Consider the following 17,689-nt stretch of genomic DNA (forward strand, 5'->3'; position numbering starts at 1 on the left):
AACGTTTGCTCATCATCACGGCATCCCAGGAGGAAAACATGGAAAACAGAACGCCCGCCCTTGAAACCTTAGCGCTCCATGCCGGCCACTCACCCGACTCAGCGACGCTTTCCCGGGCTGTGCCCATTTATCAGACATCGTCATATGTATTCAAAAATTCCGAGCACGCCGCCAATCTGTTCGGTTTGAAGGAGCCCGGTAATATCTACACCCGCCTTATGAACCCCACCACCGATGTGCTGGAGCAACGCCTTGCGGCCATGGATGGTGGCGTTGGCGCTTTGGCGGTCGCCTCGGGGCAGGCCGCCATCACCTATGCCGTGCTCAATATCACCCGGGCCGGGCAGAACATCATCTCCACCAATTACCTCTATGGCGGGACTTACAACCTCTTTCACTACACCTTGCCCAAGCTCGGTATCACGGTAAAGTTCGTAGACTCTTCCGACCCGGAGAACGTGCGTCGCGCCATCGACGAAAATACCCGCCTGGTCTATACCGAGTCGGTCGGCAATCCCAAGAACAACGTTGACGATTTTGAGGCCATCGGCACCATTGCCCATGAAGCAGGAATACCTTTCATAGTTGACAATACGGTCACAACGCCGTTTCTCTTCAAGCCGTTTGAACATGGTGCCGACATCGTGGTCTACTCCCTGACCAAGTTTATCGGCGGCCATGGAACCAGCATCGGCGGGGCCGTGGTAGACGGCGGGAAATTTCCCTGGGATAACGGCCGGTTTCCGGAATTCACCGAGCCGGATCCATCCTATCATGGACTGAAATACTGGGAGGCTCTGGGCAACCTCTCCTACATCCTCAAGATGCGGGTGACCCTGCTTCGCGATATGGGCGCTTGCTTGTCTCCCTTTAACGCGTTCCAGTTCCTGCAGGGGCTCGAAACACTGCACGTCCGCATGCCGCGCCACGTGGAGAACGCCCGCGCCGTTGCCGCCTGGCTGGAACAGAGCCCGCTTGTCGCCTGGGTCAACTATCCCGGTCTGGCCAGCCACAAGGACCATAGCCGTGCCCTCAAATACCTTCCAAAGGGGGAGGGCGCCATCATCGGTTTCGGTATTAAGGGAGGCATGGAGGCTGGCAAAAAGTTCATCGACAACGTCAAATTGCTCTCTCATCTGGCCAATATAGGCGACGCCAAGTCGCTGGTCATCCATCCGGCCTCCACCACGCACCAGCAACTCTCCGAGGAGGAGCAGGTCGCGTCCGGTGTCACGGCGGACTTCATCAGGCTCTCCATCGGCCTGGAGAATATCGACGACATCATTGCCGACATCCAGCAGGCGTTGGAGGCCTCCCAACGGTAAGTTGGACCATGTTTGTGCAGGAAAAGGGCAACCCTCTTGGGGCTGCCCTTTTTTTGAACCCAAATTTTTATTCAAGAAATAGCTTCGCGTTGTTGTGTGGTCTCTGTTGTTGCCGAGATCCGGAAACAGCCCGCCCCTTGTGGTTGCCTCTGTTTTTGTGTATTATAAACAAGTTGAAGTATCCTATCCCCTATTCAGGAGCCTGATTCATGTATAAACTCACGATCCGCACGAGTTTTGCCGCAGCCCACAATTTGATCAACTACCAGGGGGATTGCGAGAATCTCCATGGCCACAACTGGAAGGTGGAAGTTACCGTGACTGCCAAGGAGTTGGACAAGGCCGGGCTGGGCATTGACTTCAAGGTGCTGAAGCGCGAGGCCGGTGTTGTCATTAACGAGCTTGACCATAAATACCTTAACGAAAACCCTGCGTTTCACGACGTTTCCCCGTCTTCGGAACATATCTCGCGCTACCTCTACCAGCGGCTTTCCGAGCGCCTCAACAACGATGTCATCACGGTGGACTCCGTGACCGTATGGGAGTCGGACAACGCCTCTGCCTGCTATTATGAGTAATTCGGCCCGCATCAGTGAGATCTTCTCTTCCATCCAGGGGGAGGGTTATCTGGCCGGCCGGCGTCAGGTGTTCATTCGTTTGGACGAGTGCAATCTGGACTGCCGTTACTGCGATACAGTGTATGAAAAAAACTTTTTCTGCCAGGTGGAGACTGCTCCCGGTTCAGGGACTTTGTGTGCGCTCCCTCAACCGCCCGGCGTGGATGGTCTCGTAACCCTGGTCTCGGAGTGGTGCAGCCGTCTGCCGGGCGCCCATCATTCGATCAGCGTTACCGGCGGGGAACCGCTGCTTCAATCCGAAGCACTGCGTGAGTGGCTCCCGGAACTGCGCCGAATCCTCCCGATCCATCTGGAAACCAATGGCACCCTGCCTGTTCAGTTGGGGCGGGTTATCGATAGCATCGACTATATCAGCATGGATATGAAGCTCCCTTCCACAGCAGGTTGTGGCCAGGAACTCTGGCATGAGCACCGCCGTTTTCTGGAGGCCGCCGTGCAGCGGCAGGTCTCGGTCAAGGTGGTTATCGGCCAGGATACTTCGCCGGAAGAAATCGGCCAAGTCTGTGCTATCGTGGCCGCAGTAGAGCGCTCGACCCCCTTGTTTCTTCAACCTCTGTCCAACGCCGCAGGCGGGGTTGCCATCGCCGCCGAAAGAATTCTGCACTTGCAGGAAACTGCAGCGGCGCTGCTCCCCGATGTCCGGGTGATCCCGCAAATGCACAAAATGCTGGGGGCGTTGTGATCATAGAAGAGATGACTATGACCGAGTTCGAGGCCGGTCTGGCTCTAACCCGGACAGTTTTGATCCCCTTTGGTTCGGTCGAGGAACATGGTAGCCATCTGCCACTTTCCACCGATACCCTGGAGGCCTACGAGGTCTGCAAAAAGGCCTCCAGGATTACGCCGCTGTTCGTGGCTCCGCCTGTTCATTACGGCAATTGCCGCTCCACTTCGTGCCATCCCGGCACCATCTCTATCTCTACCCAGACCCTTGGTGCGCTGTTCCGGGATATCGTGACTTCGTTGCGAGGGCAGGGGTTGCGTAGTTTTGTCGCCCTGACAGGGCATGCCGGAGGGGCACACCGTATGGCACTTCAGGATGCGGGCGAGACCCTGATAGCCCGGTTCGACGACATCTCCGTGGCCGTGGTGAGCGAATTCGACCTTGCCGGGGATGGTGGGCGGGATATCATTGAAACACCGGGCGACTCCCATGCCGGGGAGATCGAAACCTCGCGCATCCTCCACACCCATCCCCATCTGGTCAAGGGGCGAGCGCCCCGCGAGTTTCCCCATTTTCCTAACGGTATTCTGGTGCGCGACAAACGCCGCTACTGGACCGGCGGCGTGTGGGGCGACCCCGGCAAGGCCACAGCCGAAAAGGGGGCGCGGCTGGAGGAATTGCTGGTGCGAAAACTGGTCGATTTGGTGCGAGAGATGAAAAGGGGTCGTGATGAATAGTGAACTGGCTATCAGGGAATACGATCTCGACGGAGGTATAACAGTAAAGCTCCGGGATGTAACCCGCCACTATTTTGGCGGTTATTACCATGTGCGCATCGAGGTGGGTGCTGATGTACCACTCTCGGCCCCTGCTTTCGCCGATCCTGAAGAGTACCGGGCCGCGCTCCGGCTTCTGGGAGAGCAGATTCGTTTTCACCGGGTTCTGGAAAAGATGGCGGTGCCCGAGGCCGATATCGCGGCTGCGCGCCAAGGCCTGCTGGATGCCTTCGACACCAATATGCTTCCTTATCTGTCCCGCCCTGATTTTCCCGAACGCTTCATGCACAGCGAATATGCCAGATGCCTGAAGTCGTCGTTGCGCCGGTAAGGCGGCATGTCGTCACCTGTTGTGATGATCGATAAGCTTGCCTTCGGCGGCAACGGCATTTGCCGTATCGACGGCAAGGTCTGTTTTGTCCCCCTGAGCTGCCCCGGCGATCAGGTTCGCCTGGCAGTCACCGCCGAGAAACGTTCTTACCTGACGGCACGGATCATTGAGCTGATCACACCTTCACCCTTGCGGGTCGTTCCTCCCTGTCCGTTGTTTGGAATATGTGGTGGCTGCAACTGGCAACATATCGCCTATTCGCACCAGTCCACGGCGAAACGGGATATCCATGCCGAGACCTTGTGGCGCGGCGGCCGGGTGGAGGGCGAGCGGGTAGGGGAGACAGCAGCCTCGCCCCTGGAATACGGCTATCGCAATAGGGTCCAGTTCAAGCTGCACGCCGGAACTGGCGGGCTGAAGATAGGTTTTTTTCGTAACGCTACCCATGTTGTGGAGAATGCCGTTCAGGGGTGCCCGATCGCCCTGCCGGCCATCAATAGTGCCTTGTCCAGCCTGCGGGTCGCCCTGGCGTCGTTTCCCGAGCCGGCCGCCATCACCCAGATCAACATTGAGTGCGGTGCGCAGGAAACGGTTGCAACGATCAAATATATCGGAAAAAACTATGATGCGGTTGCCCGTTTTTTTCAGGAGCGCTTTTGCGAACTGCCACCCCTGAGTGGCATATTTCTGCAGGCAGGCCATAAATCCAACTTACAAAAACTTTGCGGAGATGGTTATCTTGCCTATCCCATGCCTGCCGCTGTTCCCGGCTCTCCGCCGACCACGCTTGTCTTCCGGCCCGGGGGGTTTTCCCAGGTCAACAGTCCCCAGAACCTGGTCATTTTGGGACTTGTCCGGCGCATGGCGGAGTTTCGCGGACATGAAGACCTGCTTGACCTCTACTGCGGCAATGGTAATTTTTCGTTGCCTTTGGCGAAGAGCGTAGCCAGCGTGACCGGGCTGGAGGGCTATAGGGATTCCATCGCGGCGGCCCAGGATAATTGCCGTCTAAACGGTGTTACCAACGCGGAATATGTCTGTGCAGACGCTGCAGAAGGGGTTGCCCGGCTTGCCGCCGCCGGTCGTCGATTTTCTACGGTCATCCTCGATCCTCCACGCGCGGGGGCGGCGGAAGCCATACCGGATCTCTCTCGCCTGAACGCGGAGAAGATCATCTATATATCTTGCGATTCCAGCACGCTTGCTCGGGATTGCGGACTACTGGCAGGACATGGCTACCGAGTGGCGGAGAGTGTGCCGGTGGACATGTTTCCCCAGACATTTCATGTGGAGAGCGTTACCCTGCTTCATCGGGGTTGACCGGAGGCATTGTCGTGAATATTCTGAAAAAGCTTTTTTCAAAGAACCCTGCCGACCTGATGGCTCGTGGCGAACGGCTCCTGGGCGAAGGCCATTTTTACGAGGCGCGCTGCGCCTATGAGGATGCCCGGCAACTCCTTATGGACTCTAGCGGGAGGGAGGACCTGCTGGCAGCCTGTGAAAAGCAGATTAAAAATGCCAATCGCTCACTGGCCGAATTGAACATCGGTGAAGCGGAATCCGCCTTGGAGAGAGGATTGCACGATAAAGCTCTCGATCACCTGGAACTGGCAAAATCGCTGACTGACGATGCGGCACTACGGGAAAAGGCGGAAAAGTTGGCAGCGCTCTGTCGTGACAACAGCGCCGACGTCACGGAAAACGTCCCCACAAGTGGGTGTTCTTCGTGCAGTTCCTGCACCCCTGAAGAACAGGTAACAGATGAATCTAGCGACGTTACCATGCCGTTAATGGAATACTACGAGCTATTAATTCAACAACTTCCGCGCGAAATGTATGAACGATATTCTGATTTGGGAGAGAAATTTGCAGACATGTATGTGGTTGCTAGCGGGAATCGTCATGGCGACGCTTTGAAGCTACTTGAGGAATGGTATAACGGTTCCAGCCACGACATTTACTGTTACGAAAAGGGCATGATCCTTTTCCGGCTTGGTCAGGCCGATGAGGCAGAAGCGTGTCTTCGCGAGGCGATGGGGGCAAATGACGCCAACTCTTTAGCCCATCTGGGACTTGCCCTGATGTTGATCGAGGGGAAGCGACTCCACGAAGCGGGGCAGCAGCTTGAAGCCATGATATCGGCGGGGTTACTGGCGGAACAATCTCGGCTGTTGCGTGCGGATGTTCATCTGCTTGACGGCGACATCGACCGGGCAATCGATATGTATAGCGGACTTCTGAATACACCAGCGGTCCGCACCGCGGCCGAGAGACTCCATGACGTCCTGGTCCAATGCGGCCGCAGCAATGATGCAGCATATATCTTAAAGCGATATCTCGGGGGGTGTGGTCACTGAGGTCGCTTACGTTACTTACAACGGCCTGAAGCGGCACAAATCCGGAGGTATGAGTAAACATGAACAAATCGGAGCTTATTGAGCAGTTGGCGATCAAAAAGGATATCTCGAACAAGCGGGCTGAAGAGATTGTCAATCTCATTTTCAACTCCATGACCGATGCCATGGTGGAAGGCGAACGTATTGAGATTCGCGGCCTTGGCAGCTTTGTCATCAAGGATTACGGAACCTATACCGGAAGAAATCCCAAGACAGGCGAGCAGATTACGGTCAGCCCCAAGAAGCTTCCCTTCTTCAAGGTCGGCAAGGAATTGAAGGAACGGGTGCTTGGCTAGATACTGAAACCTCCCGGTAACGAGCTTCGCGGCACTTTGCCGGTCAGGTGTGATTTTTTTGAAGAGCCCTACCCTCTCATGGGAGTGGCTTTTTTTGGTTTCTGACTGAATGTTCATGTCATTATGCCTCCTTGTCGAATATCCCCTGCAAGCGACGCCTGAATCCCTTCTGCGACAGCAGACCCGGCTGCATAACAATTATCTGGGCTTTCTTGGGGAGAACTGTTATAGTTAAGAGAAAGATTTGTAATTATTACCCCCAATTGCGCAGAATTCGCGCAGTGAATACAACCGCTTTATAGCCGGGAATACAAGCCGTTTCGGCAGGACTTTCCCGGAATTATGGATTATGGAGCAGTACCGATAATGCCTCTCAGTCTGATCGAGGGCGCTTTGGGTGGCATCGGCCTTTTTTTGCTCGGAATGCGTCTCATGTCTGACGGCATTCGGACCGTGGCTGATGCTCGCATCAGGGACGTCTTTACCACCCTTACCTCGAACCGTCTCTATTCCATGCTGTTCGGCATGGCCGCCGCACTGGCGGTCAATTCCGGCAGCGCGGCGGTGATCTTCACCATGGGCCTGGTCAACGGCGGCGTGCTGAATACCTTTCAGGCGCTGAGCGTTTTAGGAGGGGTGCTCATCGGCGCTTCGCTCCCCCTGCACATTAACGTCATCCCCTATAGTCTGATTTCGACCCCACTCATTTTTTCCGGCGTCGTGCTCAAATTCTTTGCCCGTAAGCGCCGCTATGCAAACGCCGGCGACCTTATTCTGGGCATCGGACTCCTGTTTTTGGGGTTGACCCTCCTGGAGGGAAGCTATCGTCCCTTTGATCACCACCCCTTTTACACTACCTTCAATGAGTTGTTTTTTCACCAACCGATCCTGGCAACCCTTTTCGGGGCGCTGATATCTTTTCTCGTCCTGTCGGCACATTCTTCGGTCACGGTCGTCGCCTCACTGTCTTCGGGGTACCAGATCGACCCCATAACCGCCTCGCGCATGGTGTTGGGAGGACTGATCGGGGTAGCGGCAATGGGGGCACTAGCCTCAGTTGGCGGAAACGCCGTAACCCGCAGGGTCGCCACGACCTACTTGTTTTTTGCCTTTGCGGTTGCCCTGCTACTCGTTCCTCTGGCTTCACTCGTGTTGGAGACGGCCCAGCGTTTGCCGTTTGCCGAGTGGTCGGGGGCCTGCACCGCCGGTCAGCCGCTCTTCTGCCAGTTGGCATGGGTACACACGATCGCCAGCCTTCTGGTTGCGTGCATTCTGATTGCCATCAGCGCCCCGTTGGCCCGTATGCTTGGGGGTTCTTTCACAATCACCGGCAATGGGGCGATTGCGTCACAACCCTGCGCCGGCTACCTCGATGAGCGTATTCTCAATACCCCGCCGCTTGCCCTGGAACAGGTCCGCAAGGAGATAACCCGTATGATGTCGGTAACGGCATTCATGTACGCGGACATCCACGAGATCCTTTTCGATTTCGACGCCCGTAGGGCGGATACTATTCGGCAGCATGAACAGGTGCTCGATTCGCTCAACCACGAGATCACCTCCTTCCTTGCCGCCCTGGCCCGGACAGCGGACAGTCCCGAGATCAGTTATGATATCCCCGGCCTTTTCCAGACGGTCGGCGACCTTGAGCACATTGGTGATCGTTGTGAAAACATCCTGAAAGGAATCGTGTCCAAAAAAGATGCCGGGGTCATTTTTTCCGAGGACGCGATGGATGATCTGAAGCATCTTGCCCAGGTTGTGACCGGCGCTATCAGTGACACCGAACATTTGATACGGCATGGTTGCATTCGGGAGGGATTTGATCTGTTCGCGGCCAAGGCAGAAGCGCGCGGCGCCTTTGAGACGGTACGGCAGAACCATTTCGAGAGAATGAGCAATGGCGTCTGTCCGCCTCGGGCAGCCAAGCTGTTTAACGAAATGTCGTCGGACTTTGAGGGGATTGCCGTGTTATGCTGGAACATCATTACCTCGCAGGGCAGGAAACGTTGATGAATTCCAGGGTTGCCGCCATCGATTTTGGAACTAATACCGCCCGTTTGCTCGTGGCCGAACTTCGGGAAAACGGCTTTGAACATGTCCATCTTGAACGGGAGATCGTTCGTATGGGCGGCGGTTTCAGTCGCGAAGAAGGGCTCTCCGGTGACGCCCAGCGACGCGGCTTGGACTGCCTGCAGCGTTTTGCCGGCATCATCAGCTCGCTGAATGTCTCCCAGGTCCGCGCCGTTGCAACCAGTGCCGTGCGGGATGCCGCCAACGGACCCGCGTTCGTGGAGTCGGTCCTTCGTACTACCGGTATCGAACTCGCGGTCATCGACGGCATACGGGAGGGGGAATTAACCTTGGCCGGCGTTCTGGCGGGACTTGATCGCCAAGACAAGGAACTCTTTGTTTTTGATGTCGGCGGCGGCAGTACCGAATATACGCTTGCGCGGGACGGTCGTGCCCAGTTCGTCCGCAGTCTGCCGTTGGGTGTGGTCAGGCTGACCGAAGGCAAGGTGACGCCTGAAGCTGTTTCGGAAAAGATCGGCAGGGAGCTGGAACTGCTTCTGTTGGAAATGGCCACATCCCATAGTAAGCCGACGCCCGACGCGACGTTGGTCGGCACCGCCGGTACCGCAACCACCCTGGCGGCCATTGCCATGGAGATGAAGGACTACGACTACCGCAAAGTCAACAACGCAACCATCTCCCGACAACAGATAGAAGCTATTTACGAACGGATGCTGCCCATGTCCCCCGAGGAACGGCTGACGGTCCCCGGCCTGGAAAGGGGGAGGGAGGATCTGATTATTGCCGGTATTCTCATCACCCTGCATACGATGGAGAGGTTCGGGTTCGATAGCCTGAAGGTCAGCGACTACGGGCTCTTGGAGGGGTTAATTGTCTCCGGGGCCGTTGCCGGCTCATGAGCTGATCTCCATTATCTTTCCCTTGCAATTGCCACTGATTGCAAACAAATTGCATTCCCACCCCTCTTTTAGTATAGTTCACAATCCTATGTGGCTTCACACAAACTGACTACTCAAGGAAACACAGATGAACAAGGAAATCTTGTCCGGCAATGAGGCTATCGCCCGCGGTGCCTACGAGGCAGGTTGTCGCGTGGCCAGTGCCTATCCGGGTACCCCCTCCACCGAGATTCTGGAAAACACCGTTAACTACAAGGAGATCGACTCGGCCTGGGCTCCCAATGAAAAAGTGGCCTTGGAGGTCGCCATTGGAGCCTCCTTCGGCGGCGGTCGCGCTCTCTGCACCATGAAGCACGTCGGTGTCAACGTGGCGGCTGACCCGCTCTTCACCCTCTCTTATACCGGTGTTAACGGCGGTCTTGTTCTGGTTACGGCCGATGACCCGGAGATGCATTCTTCCCAGAACGAACAGGACAACCGCAACTATGCCAAGTTCGCCAAAGTGCCGATGCTGGAGCCTGCCGATTCCCAGGAGTGTAAGGAATTCACCCGACTGGCCTTCGAACTCTCCGAACAGTATGATACTCCGGTCATGCTGCGCACCACCACTCGCATCTCCCATAGCAAGTCCATTGTCACACTGGCCGAGCGGGTAAGTGGCCTGGCCCAACCCAAGCTGGTTAAAAATGCCGCCAAGCTGGTGATGCTGCCGGGTAACGCCCGTGTCCGCCACCCTTTCGTGGAGGACCGCATCAAAAAACTTTCCGAGGCGGGCGCCACTATGGCCATCAACCGCCGGGAACTTCGAGACACCTCCATTGGCATCATTACCTCCGGCGTCTGCTATCAGTATGTGCGCGAGGCCTTGCCGGACGCATCGACCCTCAAGTTGGGCATGGTACACCCCTTGCCCCATTCATTGATCCGCGAATTTGCCGCTCAGGTTGACAATCTCTACGTGGTGGAGGAGTTGGACCCCTTTATCGAAGAGCAAGTCAAATCCATGGGGATTGCCGTGACCGGTAAAGAGTTGATTCCATTGTGCGGCGAGCTGACACCGGGTCGTATCCGTTCCGCCTTCGGGCTCCAGCAACCCCAGTCAGTCTCCGAGGAGAAGCTCCCTGGCCGCCCTCCCAATATGTGTCCCGGCTGTCCACACCGCGGCGTGTTCTTTGCCCTCAACCAGCTTAAAGCCTACGTTACCGGCGATATCGGCTGTTACACGCTGGGGTTCATGCCGCCGCTTTCGGCCATGGATACCTGCGTCTGCATGGGGGCCTCCATCGGCATGGCCACCGGCGTAAGCAAGGTTGTGTCTGCGGAGGAAAGGAAACGGGTAGTGGCCGTGATCGGGGATTCCACCTTCCTGCATACCGGTATCAACGGCTTGATGGACATGGTCTATAATAATTCGCCTTCAACCGTGGTAATCCTGGATAACCGCATTACCGCCATGACCGGTCGCCAGGACAACCCTGCTTCCGGCTTCACTCTGATGGACGACCCGTCGCACAGCATAGATTTTCCCCTGCTCTGCAAATCGCTGGGGGTTAAGCATATCCGGGTGATCAATCCCTTTGACCTGGAGCAGACCAAAAGTGTGCTCCAGGAAGAGATGGAGCGCTCCGAAACCTCGGTGATCATCACCGACAAGCCGTGCGTACTGGTCAAGCGGGAGGGGGTCTTTCAAAAGGGGCCTGCCTACACGGTGGAAGTTGAAAGATGCACCGGCTGTCGCGCCTGCCTCAAGATCGGTTGCCCGGCCATCGAATGGCGGCCGTCTGGGGACGGCAGCAAAAAGGGCACGGCCTTTATCGACCCGCTGCTCTGCACCGGCTGCGATGTCTGCCGGCAGCTGTGCAAGTTCGATGCGATCGGGAGGGCCAAATGAATAAGCGAATAACCAACATCCTGCTGGTCGGCGTAGGCGGGCAGGGTATTCTTCTGGCTGCGGAAATCCTTTCCGAGACCATGTTGCTGGCCGGTTTCGACGTCAAAAAAAGCGAGATCCACGGTATGTCCCAGCGTGGAGGCAGTGTGGTCTCCCATGTACGCTACGGTGCGGAGGTTTTTTCTCCCATTGTGCCGGAAGGCGAGGGAGATATCCTCTTCGGTTTCGAACTTATGGAAACCTATCGTTCCCTGTCCCTGCTCAAACCGGGAGGGGCTGTAGTTACAAATGACCTGCGTATCGCGCCGCCATCGGTTCTGATGGGGCAGGAACCCTATCCAGAGGGGTTGACGGATCGAATCAGGGCGCGTTTTCCCGACCTGTTGTTGTTGGACGGCCAGAAGCTGGCCAGCGAGGCGGGTAATGTCCGGGCCGCCAATACGGTACTTTTGGGAGCAGTGTCCCGGCGACTGGATATCGACGAGCATTACTGGTTGCAAGCTATAGAAAAGATGGTGCCGAAAAAGGCGCTGGAGGTGAACAAAAAGGCTTTCCTTCTGGGCCGGGCATCTGATTGGAGCAAGCCATGACGCAACTGGAATCGATCATGGCGGCCAACCGGCGCTTCACAAAGCCGAACGCTTTCCCGCCGTTGCCCAAGTCGCCTAAAAAACAGTTGGCCATCTTCACCTGCATGGACACACGGTTGGTGGATTTTCTGGAACCGGCCATGGGGCTTAAGCGGGGTGATGCCAAGGTGATCAAGAACGCCGGCAATATCATCGTTGATCCCATGGCAGGGGCTGTCATTCGTAGTCTGGTGGCAGGTGTCTTCATGCTGGGGGTCGAGGAAATCTTCGTTATCGGGCACCGGGATTGCGGCATGGCCCAACTGGATGCCGAGTCGGTCAAGAGGGACATGATCCAGCGCGGCATATCTCAGGATGTTATCGACATCCACGTGCCTGACCTGAAGCAATGGTTTGGGATTTTTGCCCACCCGGTGGAGAATGTGGAGCGGGTGGTCAAGATCATCCGCCATAATCCGTTAATTCCCAAAGACGTGCCGATACATGGTCTGATTTTTTGTCCTAACGACGGCCACCTGGATGTGGTCGTGGATGGTTATAGTCAGGAGAGTTTCGCTGCGCATATCCTTTGAAGAGGTAACGTCGCATGTATTTTAACGAAGAATTCGAGACCCTGCCCCGTCCGGCGCTGGAGGCGCTGCAGCTTAAACGACTTCAAGCCGTGGTTGAACGGGTGTATGCTAATGTTCCGTTTTACAAGGCTTCATTCGACAGATCTGGCCTTAAGCCGGCCGATGTGCGCAGCCTGGATGACCTGCAACGCTTTCCCTTCACCACTAAACAGGACATGCGCGATTCCTATCCTTATGGCCTGTTTGCCGCTCCTCTGGATGAGGTTGTCCGCATCCATGCTTCTTCCGGCACCACCGGCAAACCGACCGTGGTCGGCTACACCCACAAGGACATCGATACCTGGAGCGACCTGATGGCCCGTTCCTTCGTCGCGGCCGGCGCCCACCGGGGAGATATCATCCACAACGCCTATGGTTACGGACTCTTTACCGGCGGCCTGGGGGCCCATTACGGTGCCGAACGGCTGGGGGCTTCGGTCATTCCCATTTCCGGCGGAAACACTAAACGCCAGATCATGATCATGCAGGATTTTGGGTCAACAATATTGACCTGTACCCCGTCCTACTCGCTGTTTATGGCCGAGGAGGCGAGAGCCGAAGGAATCGATTTCAAAAAACTCAAGCTGCGGGTCGGCATCTTTGGGGCAGAACCCTGGTCCGAGGCCATGCGTGGCGAAATTGAGGAAAAGCTCAATCTGGCCGCCATCGATATCTACGGGTTGTCGGAAATTATGGGGCCAGGTGTGGCCATCGAGTGCATCGAGGCCAAGAATGGGCTGCATATCTGGGAGGACCACTTCATTCCCGAGATCATCGACCCCGAAACCGGCCGGCGTTTGCCCCAGGGAGAACGTGGTGAACTGGTTATCACCACCATAACCAAGCAGGGTATCCCCCTGATCCGGTACCGTACCCGCGACATCACCAGTATTTCCTACGAACCTTGCGTGTGTGGCAGGACCCATGCGCGTATCAGCCGTATGAGCGGCCGTTCCGACGATATGTTGATCATCCGCGGGGTTAACGTCTTCCCCTCTCAAATCGAATCGATTCTGGTGGGCATCGAAGGGGTAGAACCCCACTATCTGCTGATCGTCGACCGCAAGGACAACCTGGATACCCTGGAAGTGCATGTAGAGGTGGATGAGCGACTCTTCTCGGACGAGATCAAGGTCCTGCAACTGTTGGCCAAGCGGATCGAGAAAGAGATCAAGGATGTGCTGGGGGTTACCTGCACCGCCAAATTGGTGGAGCCTAAAACAATCCAGCGTAGCGAAGGCAAGGCAAAACGGGTAATCGACAATCGTAAACTCTAAAAATGTAGTCTGCTACAGAGCCACGAAGACGTAGAGAAGAAGCAGGAGAGAACCTAAACCGATTTTGGTTTAAACTTTTAACTGCTTTTTCATGATTGGTTTTGAAGTCCTCTGTGTCTCTGTGTCTCCGTGGCAGAAGTAAGGTTTTTCAAAATGGAGGTCACCATGAAAGTCGAGCAGATATCCATCTTCATCGAGAACAAATCCGGACGTCTGGCGGAAATCACCCGCATCCTGGGTGAGAGCGGCATCAATATCCGGGCGTTGTCCCTGGCCGATACCTCGGACTTCGGCATCCTGCGCCTGATCGTGAACGACGTGGAAACGGCCAACAAGGTGCTCAAGGAAAAGGGATTTACCGTCAACAAGACCGAGGTGGTTGCCGTCGAGGTTCCCGACCGTCCCGGCGGCTTGGGGGCCATCCTCCAGACGTTGGACTCGGAACAGATCAACGTAGAATATATGTACGCCTTTGTGGAGCGTTGCGGCGGCAATGCGGTGATTATCTTCCGTTTCGATGAGGTCGATAAGGCTATCAATGCCCTCAAGGCCAATAATTTTAGCGTGCTGGCGGGCGAACGCCTGTACAGCATGTAATTCGGTTCACAACAAGGGGGAAGAATGAAAAAACTGATCGCAGTGTGCAGTGTTATGTGCATCGGCCTTCTGTCAGCCACAGCAGCCCTTGCTGCGGGAACGGTCAAGATCGGCGGCCTGTTCGCCGTAACCGGGCCGGCAGCCTTCCTCGGGGAACCGGAGAAAAAAACCCTTGAAATGTTGGTCAATGAAACCAATGCCAAAGGAGGCGTCAACGGCATCAAGCTTGAGGCGGTCATCTATGACACCGGCGGCGACGCTACCAAGGCTGTACAACTGGCGACCAAACTGATCAGGGATGACAAAGTGGCTGTCATCATCGGCCCCAGCACTACCGGCGAATCCATGGCGGTCATCCCTCTGGTGGAAAAGGAGAAGGTTCCGTTGATTTCCTGTGCCGCCGGTATCAAAATTACCGATCCGGCCCGAAAATGGGTATTCAAAACCCCTGCCAACGACCATGTGGCTGCCGAGAAGATCCTCAATCACATGGCGAAACAGAAGCAGAAGACTATTGCCCTTTTGACGGTAACCGACGGCTTTGGCGCCTCAGGCCGCGAGCAGATCAAGACGCTGGCTGCCCAGAAAGGGTTCAGGATCGTGGCCGATGAGGTCTATGGTCCCAAAGATACCGATATGAGCGCGCAATTGACCAAGATTCGCGGTATCAAACCGGACGCCATCATCTGTTGGGGCACCAATCCCGGTCCGGCGGTCATAACCAAAAACGTGAAGCAGCTTGGCATCAAGACGCCCCTCTATATGAGCCACGGCGTAGCCTCAAAAAAATACATTGAACTGGCTGGTGCTGATGCCGCCGAAGGGGTCATGCTGCCGGCCGGCAAGCTTGCCATCTACGATATGCTGCCAAAGAACGATCCCCAGGTAAAGCTACTCCGGGATTATGATCGAGCCTACAAAAAGAATTTTAATGTCGAGGCATCCACCTTTGGCGGCTATGCCTATGATGCTTTCCTGCTCGTAACCGGCGCCCTGAAAAAAAACGGTTCGAGGGCGGAGCAGATCAGAAACGGCATCGAACAAGCCAACAAACTCGTCAGCATTTCCGGGATTTTTACCATGTCTCCCAAGGATCATAACGGCCTTAGTCTGTCGGCCTTCGAGATGGTCAAAATTGTAAAGGGCGACTGGTCGCTGGTCAAGTAAGGTGACTTCATAACAACAGGAGTGGAGGGTGTCATGGGTCTTCGATTTGTTCCGTTTCTCATTGCAATTGTTACCACGTTTTCGGCGAATATTGTATTCGCGGCCGCTCCGATAAAAATCGGCGGATTGTTCGCCGTAACAGGCCCGGCGGCCTTTCTGGGGGAGCCGGAGCGTAATACCGCCAAGATGGTGGTGGATGAAATCAACAGGGCCGGCGGCGTTAGAGGGCATAAACTGGAACTGGTTGTCTACGACACCTCCGGGGATGCGACCAAGGCGGTACAACTTGCCACAAAGCTGGTAAGAGACGACCATGTGGCGGCCATCATTGGCCCCAGCACCACCGGAGAGTCCATGGCGGTTATCCCGGTGGCTGAGAGGGAGCGGGTGCCGCTCATCTCGTGTGCGGCCGGAATAAAGATCACCGAACCGGTGAAAAAGTGGGTCTTCAAGACGGCCCAGAACGACACCCTGGCGGTTGGCAAGATTTACGAATACCTGCAACGCCATAAACAGTCGAAGGTTGCCATTCTGACAGTTTCCGACGGCTTCGGTGCATCAGGACGCGAACAGCTCAAGGCCCAGGCCGCAAAATACGGCATCTCGGTCGTGTCGGACGACACCTACGGCCCGAAGGATACGGACATGACCGCCCAACTGACCAAGATCAGGGGCTCCCAAGCCCAGGCTATCATCTGCTGGGGTACCAATCCTGGGCCAGCGGTTATTGCCAAGAACGCTCACCAGTTGGGCATCAAAACGCCTCTGTTCATGAGCCACGGCGTGTCTTCCAAAAAATTCATCGAGCTGGCCGGTGATGCGGCAGAAGGGATTAAACTCCCTTCCGGAAAAGTAATCGTGGCGGACCTGCTTCCCGGTTCGGATCACCAAAAGGGTTCCCTGCTGGCCTTTGTCAAGGACTACCAACGGCATTACCGGGCCGAGGGGGATCATTTCGGCGGACATGCCTGGGATGCGGTCATGCTGCTGAAAGGCGCCATTGAACGTGGTGGCGACACGCGTGCCGCGATTCGGGATCAGTTAGAAAAGACGCGCGGCTTTGCCGGTATCGGCGGGGTATTCAATTATTCGGCTCAGGACCATGCCGGGTTGAACAAGGATGCCTTTGTGCTGGTAGAAGTGAAGAAAAGGGATTGGGTTATCGTCAAGTAGCATCTCCATTTTATGAACCGATTCTCCCTCTCCCGCTGGAGAGGTTTGAGGCACGGGCGGGCGCCTGCTGCACACCCCCATCCCCACCCCAACCCTCCCTGTGAAGGTGAGGGAGTTTCTGTGTAAGAACGGAAGATTCATGCAGCTCGAACAGATTCTTCAATATGTGTTTTCCGGCTTGTCGACAGGGGCAATCTACGCCCTGATCGGCATCGGTTTCTCCATCATCTTCAATGCCACGGGCATCATCAATTTTGCCCAGGGCGAATTCGTCATGCTGGGTGGGATGCTGACACTATTTTTTCTGGAGTTGCTGAAACTGCCGCTCTGGGCCGCCATTCCCTGTGCCGTGGCGGTGTCCGCCTTGGCAGGGTTGTTGTTCGAGCGGCTTGCCATCAGGCCACTGCGCCAGCCGACCCCCATCAACCTGGTGATCATAACCATCGCGGGCAGTATCCTGATCCGCGGTCTGGCCATGTTGCTGTGGGGCAAGGATACCCATGCGATTCCGCCATTTTCGGGCGATGAACCGATTTCCATCGCTGGGGCAACCATTTTGCCCCAGCATATCTGGATTCTGGGCATTACCCTGTTGGTCATTGCTGTCAACAAGTTTTTTTTCTACCACACTATCAGCGGCAAGGCCATGCGGGCCTGCTCATACAACCGCCGCGCCGCCGGTCTTGTGGGCATCGACGTTCGCCGAATGGTGCTCTTCTCCTTTGTCATCAGTTCGGTTCTGGGATCGCTGGCGGGCATCATCGTGGCACCCCTTACCATGACCGCCTACGATGTGGGAGTCATGCTGGGTTTGAAGGGGTTTTGCGCCGCCATCATCGGCGGGATGAGCAGTGGTATCGCCACCGTGGTTGGAGGGCTGATCCTGGGGGTCCTCGAGTCGTTGGGAGCGGGGCTTATCTCCTCCGGCTATAAGGATGCCATTGCCTTCATCATCTTGTTGCTGATCCTGTTCATCCGGCCCCAGGGACTGTTCGGCAAGGCCGAATCGGAACGGGTGTGACGG

General features: G+C 56.0%; 18 protein-coding genes. All 18 read left to right on the forward strand.

From position 1 onward, the window contains the following. Positions 1-38 precede the first annotated feature (38 nt). Positions 39-1,325, forward strand: a complete 1,287-nt coding sequence (locus LDN12_RS08055) for a homocysteine synthase (RefSeq protein ID WP_223922152.1) — start codon at positions 39-41, stop codon at positions 1,323-1,325. A 209-nt stretch (positions 1,326-1,534) separates the two neighbouring features. Next, positions 1,535-1,903, forward strand: coding sequence for a 6-carboxytetrahydropterin synthase QueD (queD, locus tag LDN12_RS08060; protein ID WP_223922153.1), 369 nt, complete (start codon positions 1,535-1,537; stop codon positions 1,901-1,903). Then, positions 1,896-2,645: a 7-carboxy-7-deazaguanine synthase QueE gene (locus LDN12_RS08065; RefSeq protein ID WP_223922154.1), complete on the forward strand. Its 750-nt coding sequence runs from the start codon at positions 1,896-1,898 to the stop codon at positions 2,643-2,645. Before queD ends, LDN12_RS08065 begins: the two co-directional genes overlap by 8 nt. Then, entirely contained in the window at positions 2,642-3,364 is a 723-nt protein-coding gene (locus LDN12_RS08070) for a creatininase family protein (protein WP_223922155.1), read from the forward strand. The genes LDN12_RS08065 and LDN12_RS08070 overlap by 4 nt, the downstream gene beginning before the upstream one ends. Continuing rightward, positions 3,357-3,734 (forward strand): hypothetical protein, encoded by a 378-nt coding sequence (locus LDN12_RS08075; protein WP_223922156.1) that lies wholly within the window; start codon positions 3,357-3,359, stop codon positions 3,732-3,734. The genes LDN12_RS08070 and LDN12_RS08075 overlap by 8 nt, the downstream gene beginning before the upstream one ends. A gap of 6 nt (positions 3,735-3,740) precedes the next feature. Further along, positions 3,741-5,054 (forward strand): class I SAM-dependent RNA methyltransferase, encoded by a 1,314-nt coding sequence (locus tag LDN12_RS08080; RefSeq protein ID WP_223922157.1) that lies wholly within the window; start codon positions 3,741-3,743, stop codon positions 5,052-5,054. Between the two features lie 14 nt (positions 5,055-5,068). Then, positions 5,069-6,091: a hypothetical protein gene (locus LDN12_RS08085; protein WP_223922158.1), complete on the forward strand. Its 1,023-nt coding sequence runs from the start codon at positions 5,069-5,071 to the stop codon at positions 6,089-6,091. A 59-nt stretch (positions 6,092-6,150) separates the two neighbouring features. Then, a complete protein-coding gene (locus LDN12_RS08090; RefSeq protein ID WP_223922159.1) occupies positions 6,151-6,426 on the forward strand; it encodes an HU family DNA-binding protein in 276 nt (91 codons plus the stop codon). A 366-nt stretch (positions 6,427-6,792) separates the two neighbouring features. After that, complete coding sequence (locus tag LDN12_RS08095) at positions 6,793-8,439, forward strand: Na/Pi cotransporter family protein (protein ID WP_223922160.1); 1,647 nt, start codon at positions 6,793-6,795, stop codon at positions 8,437-8,439. Beyond that, positions 8,439-9,359 (forward strand): exopolyphosphatase, encoded by a 921-nt coding sequence (locus LDN12_RS08100; protein ID WP_223922161.1) that lies wholly within the window; start codon positions 8,439-8,441, stop codon positions 9,357-9,359. Before LDN12_RS08095 ends, LDN12_RS08100 begins: the two co-directional genes overlap by 1 nt. 127 nt (positions 9,360-9,486) lie before the next feature. Beyond that, positions 9,487-11,250 (forward strand): indolepyruvate ferredoxin oxidoreductase subunit alpha, encoded by a 1,764-nt coding sequence (gene iorA, locus LDN12_RS08105; RefSeq protein WP_223922162.1) that lies wholly within the window; start codon positions 9,487-9,489, stop codon positions 11,248-11,250. Continuing rightward, complete coding sequence (locus tag LDN12_RS08110; protein ID WP_223922163.1) at positions 11,247-11,840, forward strand: indolepyruvate oxidoreductase subunit beta; 594 nt, start codon at positions 11,247-11,249, stop codon at positions 11,838-11,840. Before iorA ends, LDN12_RS08110 begins: the two co-directional genes overlap by 4 nt. After that, positions 11,837-12,412 carry a carbonic anhydrase gene (locus LDN12_RS08115; RefSeq protein ID WP_223922164.1) on the forward strand — a complete coding sequence of 192 codons (576 nt, stop codon included), beginning with the start codon at positions 11,837-11,839 and terminating at the stop codon, positions 12,410-12,412. Before LDN12_RS08110 ends, LDN12_RS08115 begins: the two co-directional genes overlap by 4 nt. Positions 12,413-12,426: 14 nt before the next feature. Further along, positions 12,427-13,728, forward strand: coding sequence for a phenylacetate--CoA ligase family protein (locus tag LDN12_RS08120; RefSeq protein ID WP_223922165.1), 1,302 nt, complete (start codon positions 12,427-12,429; stop codon positions 13,726-13,728). A gap of 165 nt (positions 13,729-13,893) precedes the next feature. Continuing rightward, the gene (locus tag LDN12_RS08125) at positions 13,894-14,325 is read left to right on the forward strand and encodes an ACT domain-containing protein (protein WP_223922166.1); all 432 of its coding nucleotides are present in this window, start codon (positions 13,894-13,896) and stop codon (positions 14,323-14,325) included. Positions 14,326-14,349: 24 nt separating this feature from the next. Next, positions 14,350-15,492 (forward strand): ABC transporter substrate-binding protein, encoded by a 1,143-nt coding sequence (locus LDN12_RS08130; RefSeq protein WP_223922167.1) that lies wholly within the window; start codon positions 14,350-14,352, stop codon positions 15,490-15,492. 33 nt (positions 15,493-15,525) lie between these two features. Continuing rightward, complete coding sequence (locus tag LDN12_RS08135; protein ID WP_223922168.1) at positions 15,526-16,665, forward strand: ABC transporter substrate-binding protein; 1,140 nt, start codon at positions 15,526-15,528, stop codon at positions 16,663-16,665. A 139-nt stretch (positions 16,666-16,804) separates the two neighbouring features. Beyond that, positions 16,805-17,686 carry a branched-chain amino acid ABC transporter permease gene (locus LDN12_RS08140; protein ID WP_223922169.1) on the forward strand — a complete coding sequence of 294 codons (882 nt, stop codon included), beginning with the start codon at positions 16,805-16,807 and terminating at the stop codon, positions 17,684-17,686. Positions 17,687-17,689 lie beyond the last annotated feature (3 nt).

Origin of the sequence: Geobacter sp. AOG2, assembly GCF_019972295.1 — a bacterium.
Lineage (GTDB): Bacteria > Desulfobacterota > Desulfuromonadia > Geobacterales > Pseudopelobacteraceae > Oryzomonas.

Excerpts from the sequence above, each read along its gene's own strand:
- iorA (WP_223922162.1), top strand. The coding sequence starts at position 9,487 with ATGAACAAGGAAATCTTGTCCGGCAATGAGGCTATCGCCCGCGGTGCC.
- LDN12_RS08130 (WP_223922167.1), top strand. The coding sequence starts at position 14,350 with ATGAAAAAACTGATCGCAGTGTGCAGTGTTATGTGCATCGGCCTTCTG.
- LDN12_RS08110 (WP_223922163.1), top strand. The coding sequence starts at position 11,247 with ATGAATAAGCGAATAACCAACATCCTGCTGGTCGGCGTAGGCGGGCAG.
- LDN12_RS08100 (WP_223922161.1), top strand. The coding sequence starts at position 8,439 with ATGAATTCCAGGGTTGCCGCCATCGATTTTGGAACTAATACCGCCCGT.
- LDN12_RS08140 (WP_223922169.1), top strand. The coding sequence starts at position 16,805 with ATGCAGCTCGAACAGATTCTTCAATATGTGTTTTCCGGCTTGTCGACA.
- LDN12_RS08075 (WP_223922156.1), top strand. The coding sequence starts at position 3,357 with ATGAATAGTGAACTGGCTATCAGGGAATACGATCTCGACGGAGGTATA.
- queD (WP_223922153.1), top strand. The coding sequence starts at position 1,535 with ATGTATAAACTCACGATCCGCACGAGTTTTGCCGCAGCCCACAATTTG.
- LDN12_RS08115 (WP_223922164.1), top strand. The coding sequence starts at position 11,837 with ATGACGCAACTGGAATCGATCATGGCGGCCAACCGGCGCTTCACAAAG.
- LDN12_RS08065 (WP_223922154.1), top strand. The coding sequence starts at position 1,896 with ATGAGTAATTCGGCCCGCATCAGTGAGATCTTCTCTTCCATCCAGGGG.
- LDN12_RS08125 (WP_223922166.1), top strand. The coding sequence starts at position 13,894 with ATGAAAGTCGAGCAGATATCCATCTTCATCGAGAACAAATCCGGACGT.
- LDN12_RS08120 (WP_223922165.1), top strand. The coding sequence starts at position 12,427 with ATGTATTTTAACGAAGAATTCGAGACCCTGCCCCGTCCGGCGCTGGAG.
- LDN12_RS08095 (WP_223922160.1), top strand. The coding sequence starts at position 6,793 with ATGCCTCTCAGTCTGATCGAGGGCGCTTTGGGTGGCATCGGCCTTTTT.
- LDN12_RS08135 (WP_223922168.1), top strand. The coding sequence starts at position 15,526 with ATGGGTCTTCGATTTGTTCCGTTTCTCATTGCAATTGTTACCACGTTT.
- LDN12_RS08090 (WP_223922159.1), top strand. The coding sequence starts at position 6,151 with ATGAACAAATCGGAGCTTATTGAGCAGTTGGCGATCAAAAAGGATATC.
- LDN12_RS08080 (WP_223922157.1), top strand. The coding sequence starts at position 3,741 with ATGTCGTCACCTGTTGTGATGATCGATAAGCTTGCCTTCGGCGGCAAC.
- LDN12_RS08055 (WP_223922152.1), top strand. The coding sequence starts at position 39 with ATGGAAAACAGAACGCCCGCCCTTGAAACCTTAGCGCTCCATGCCGGC.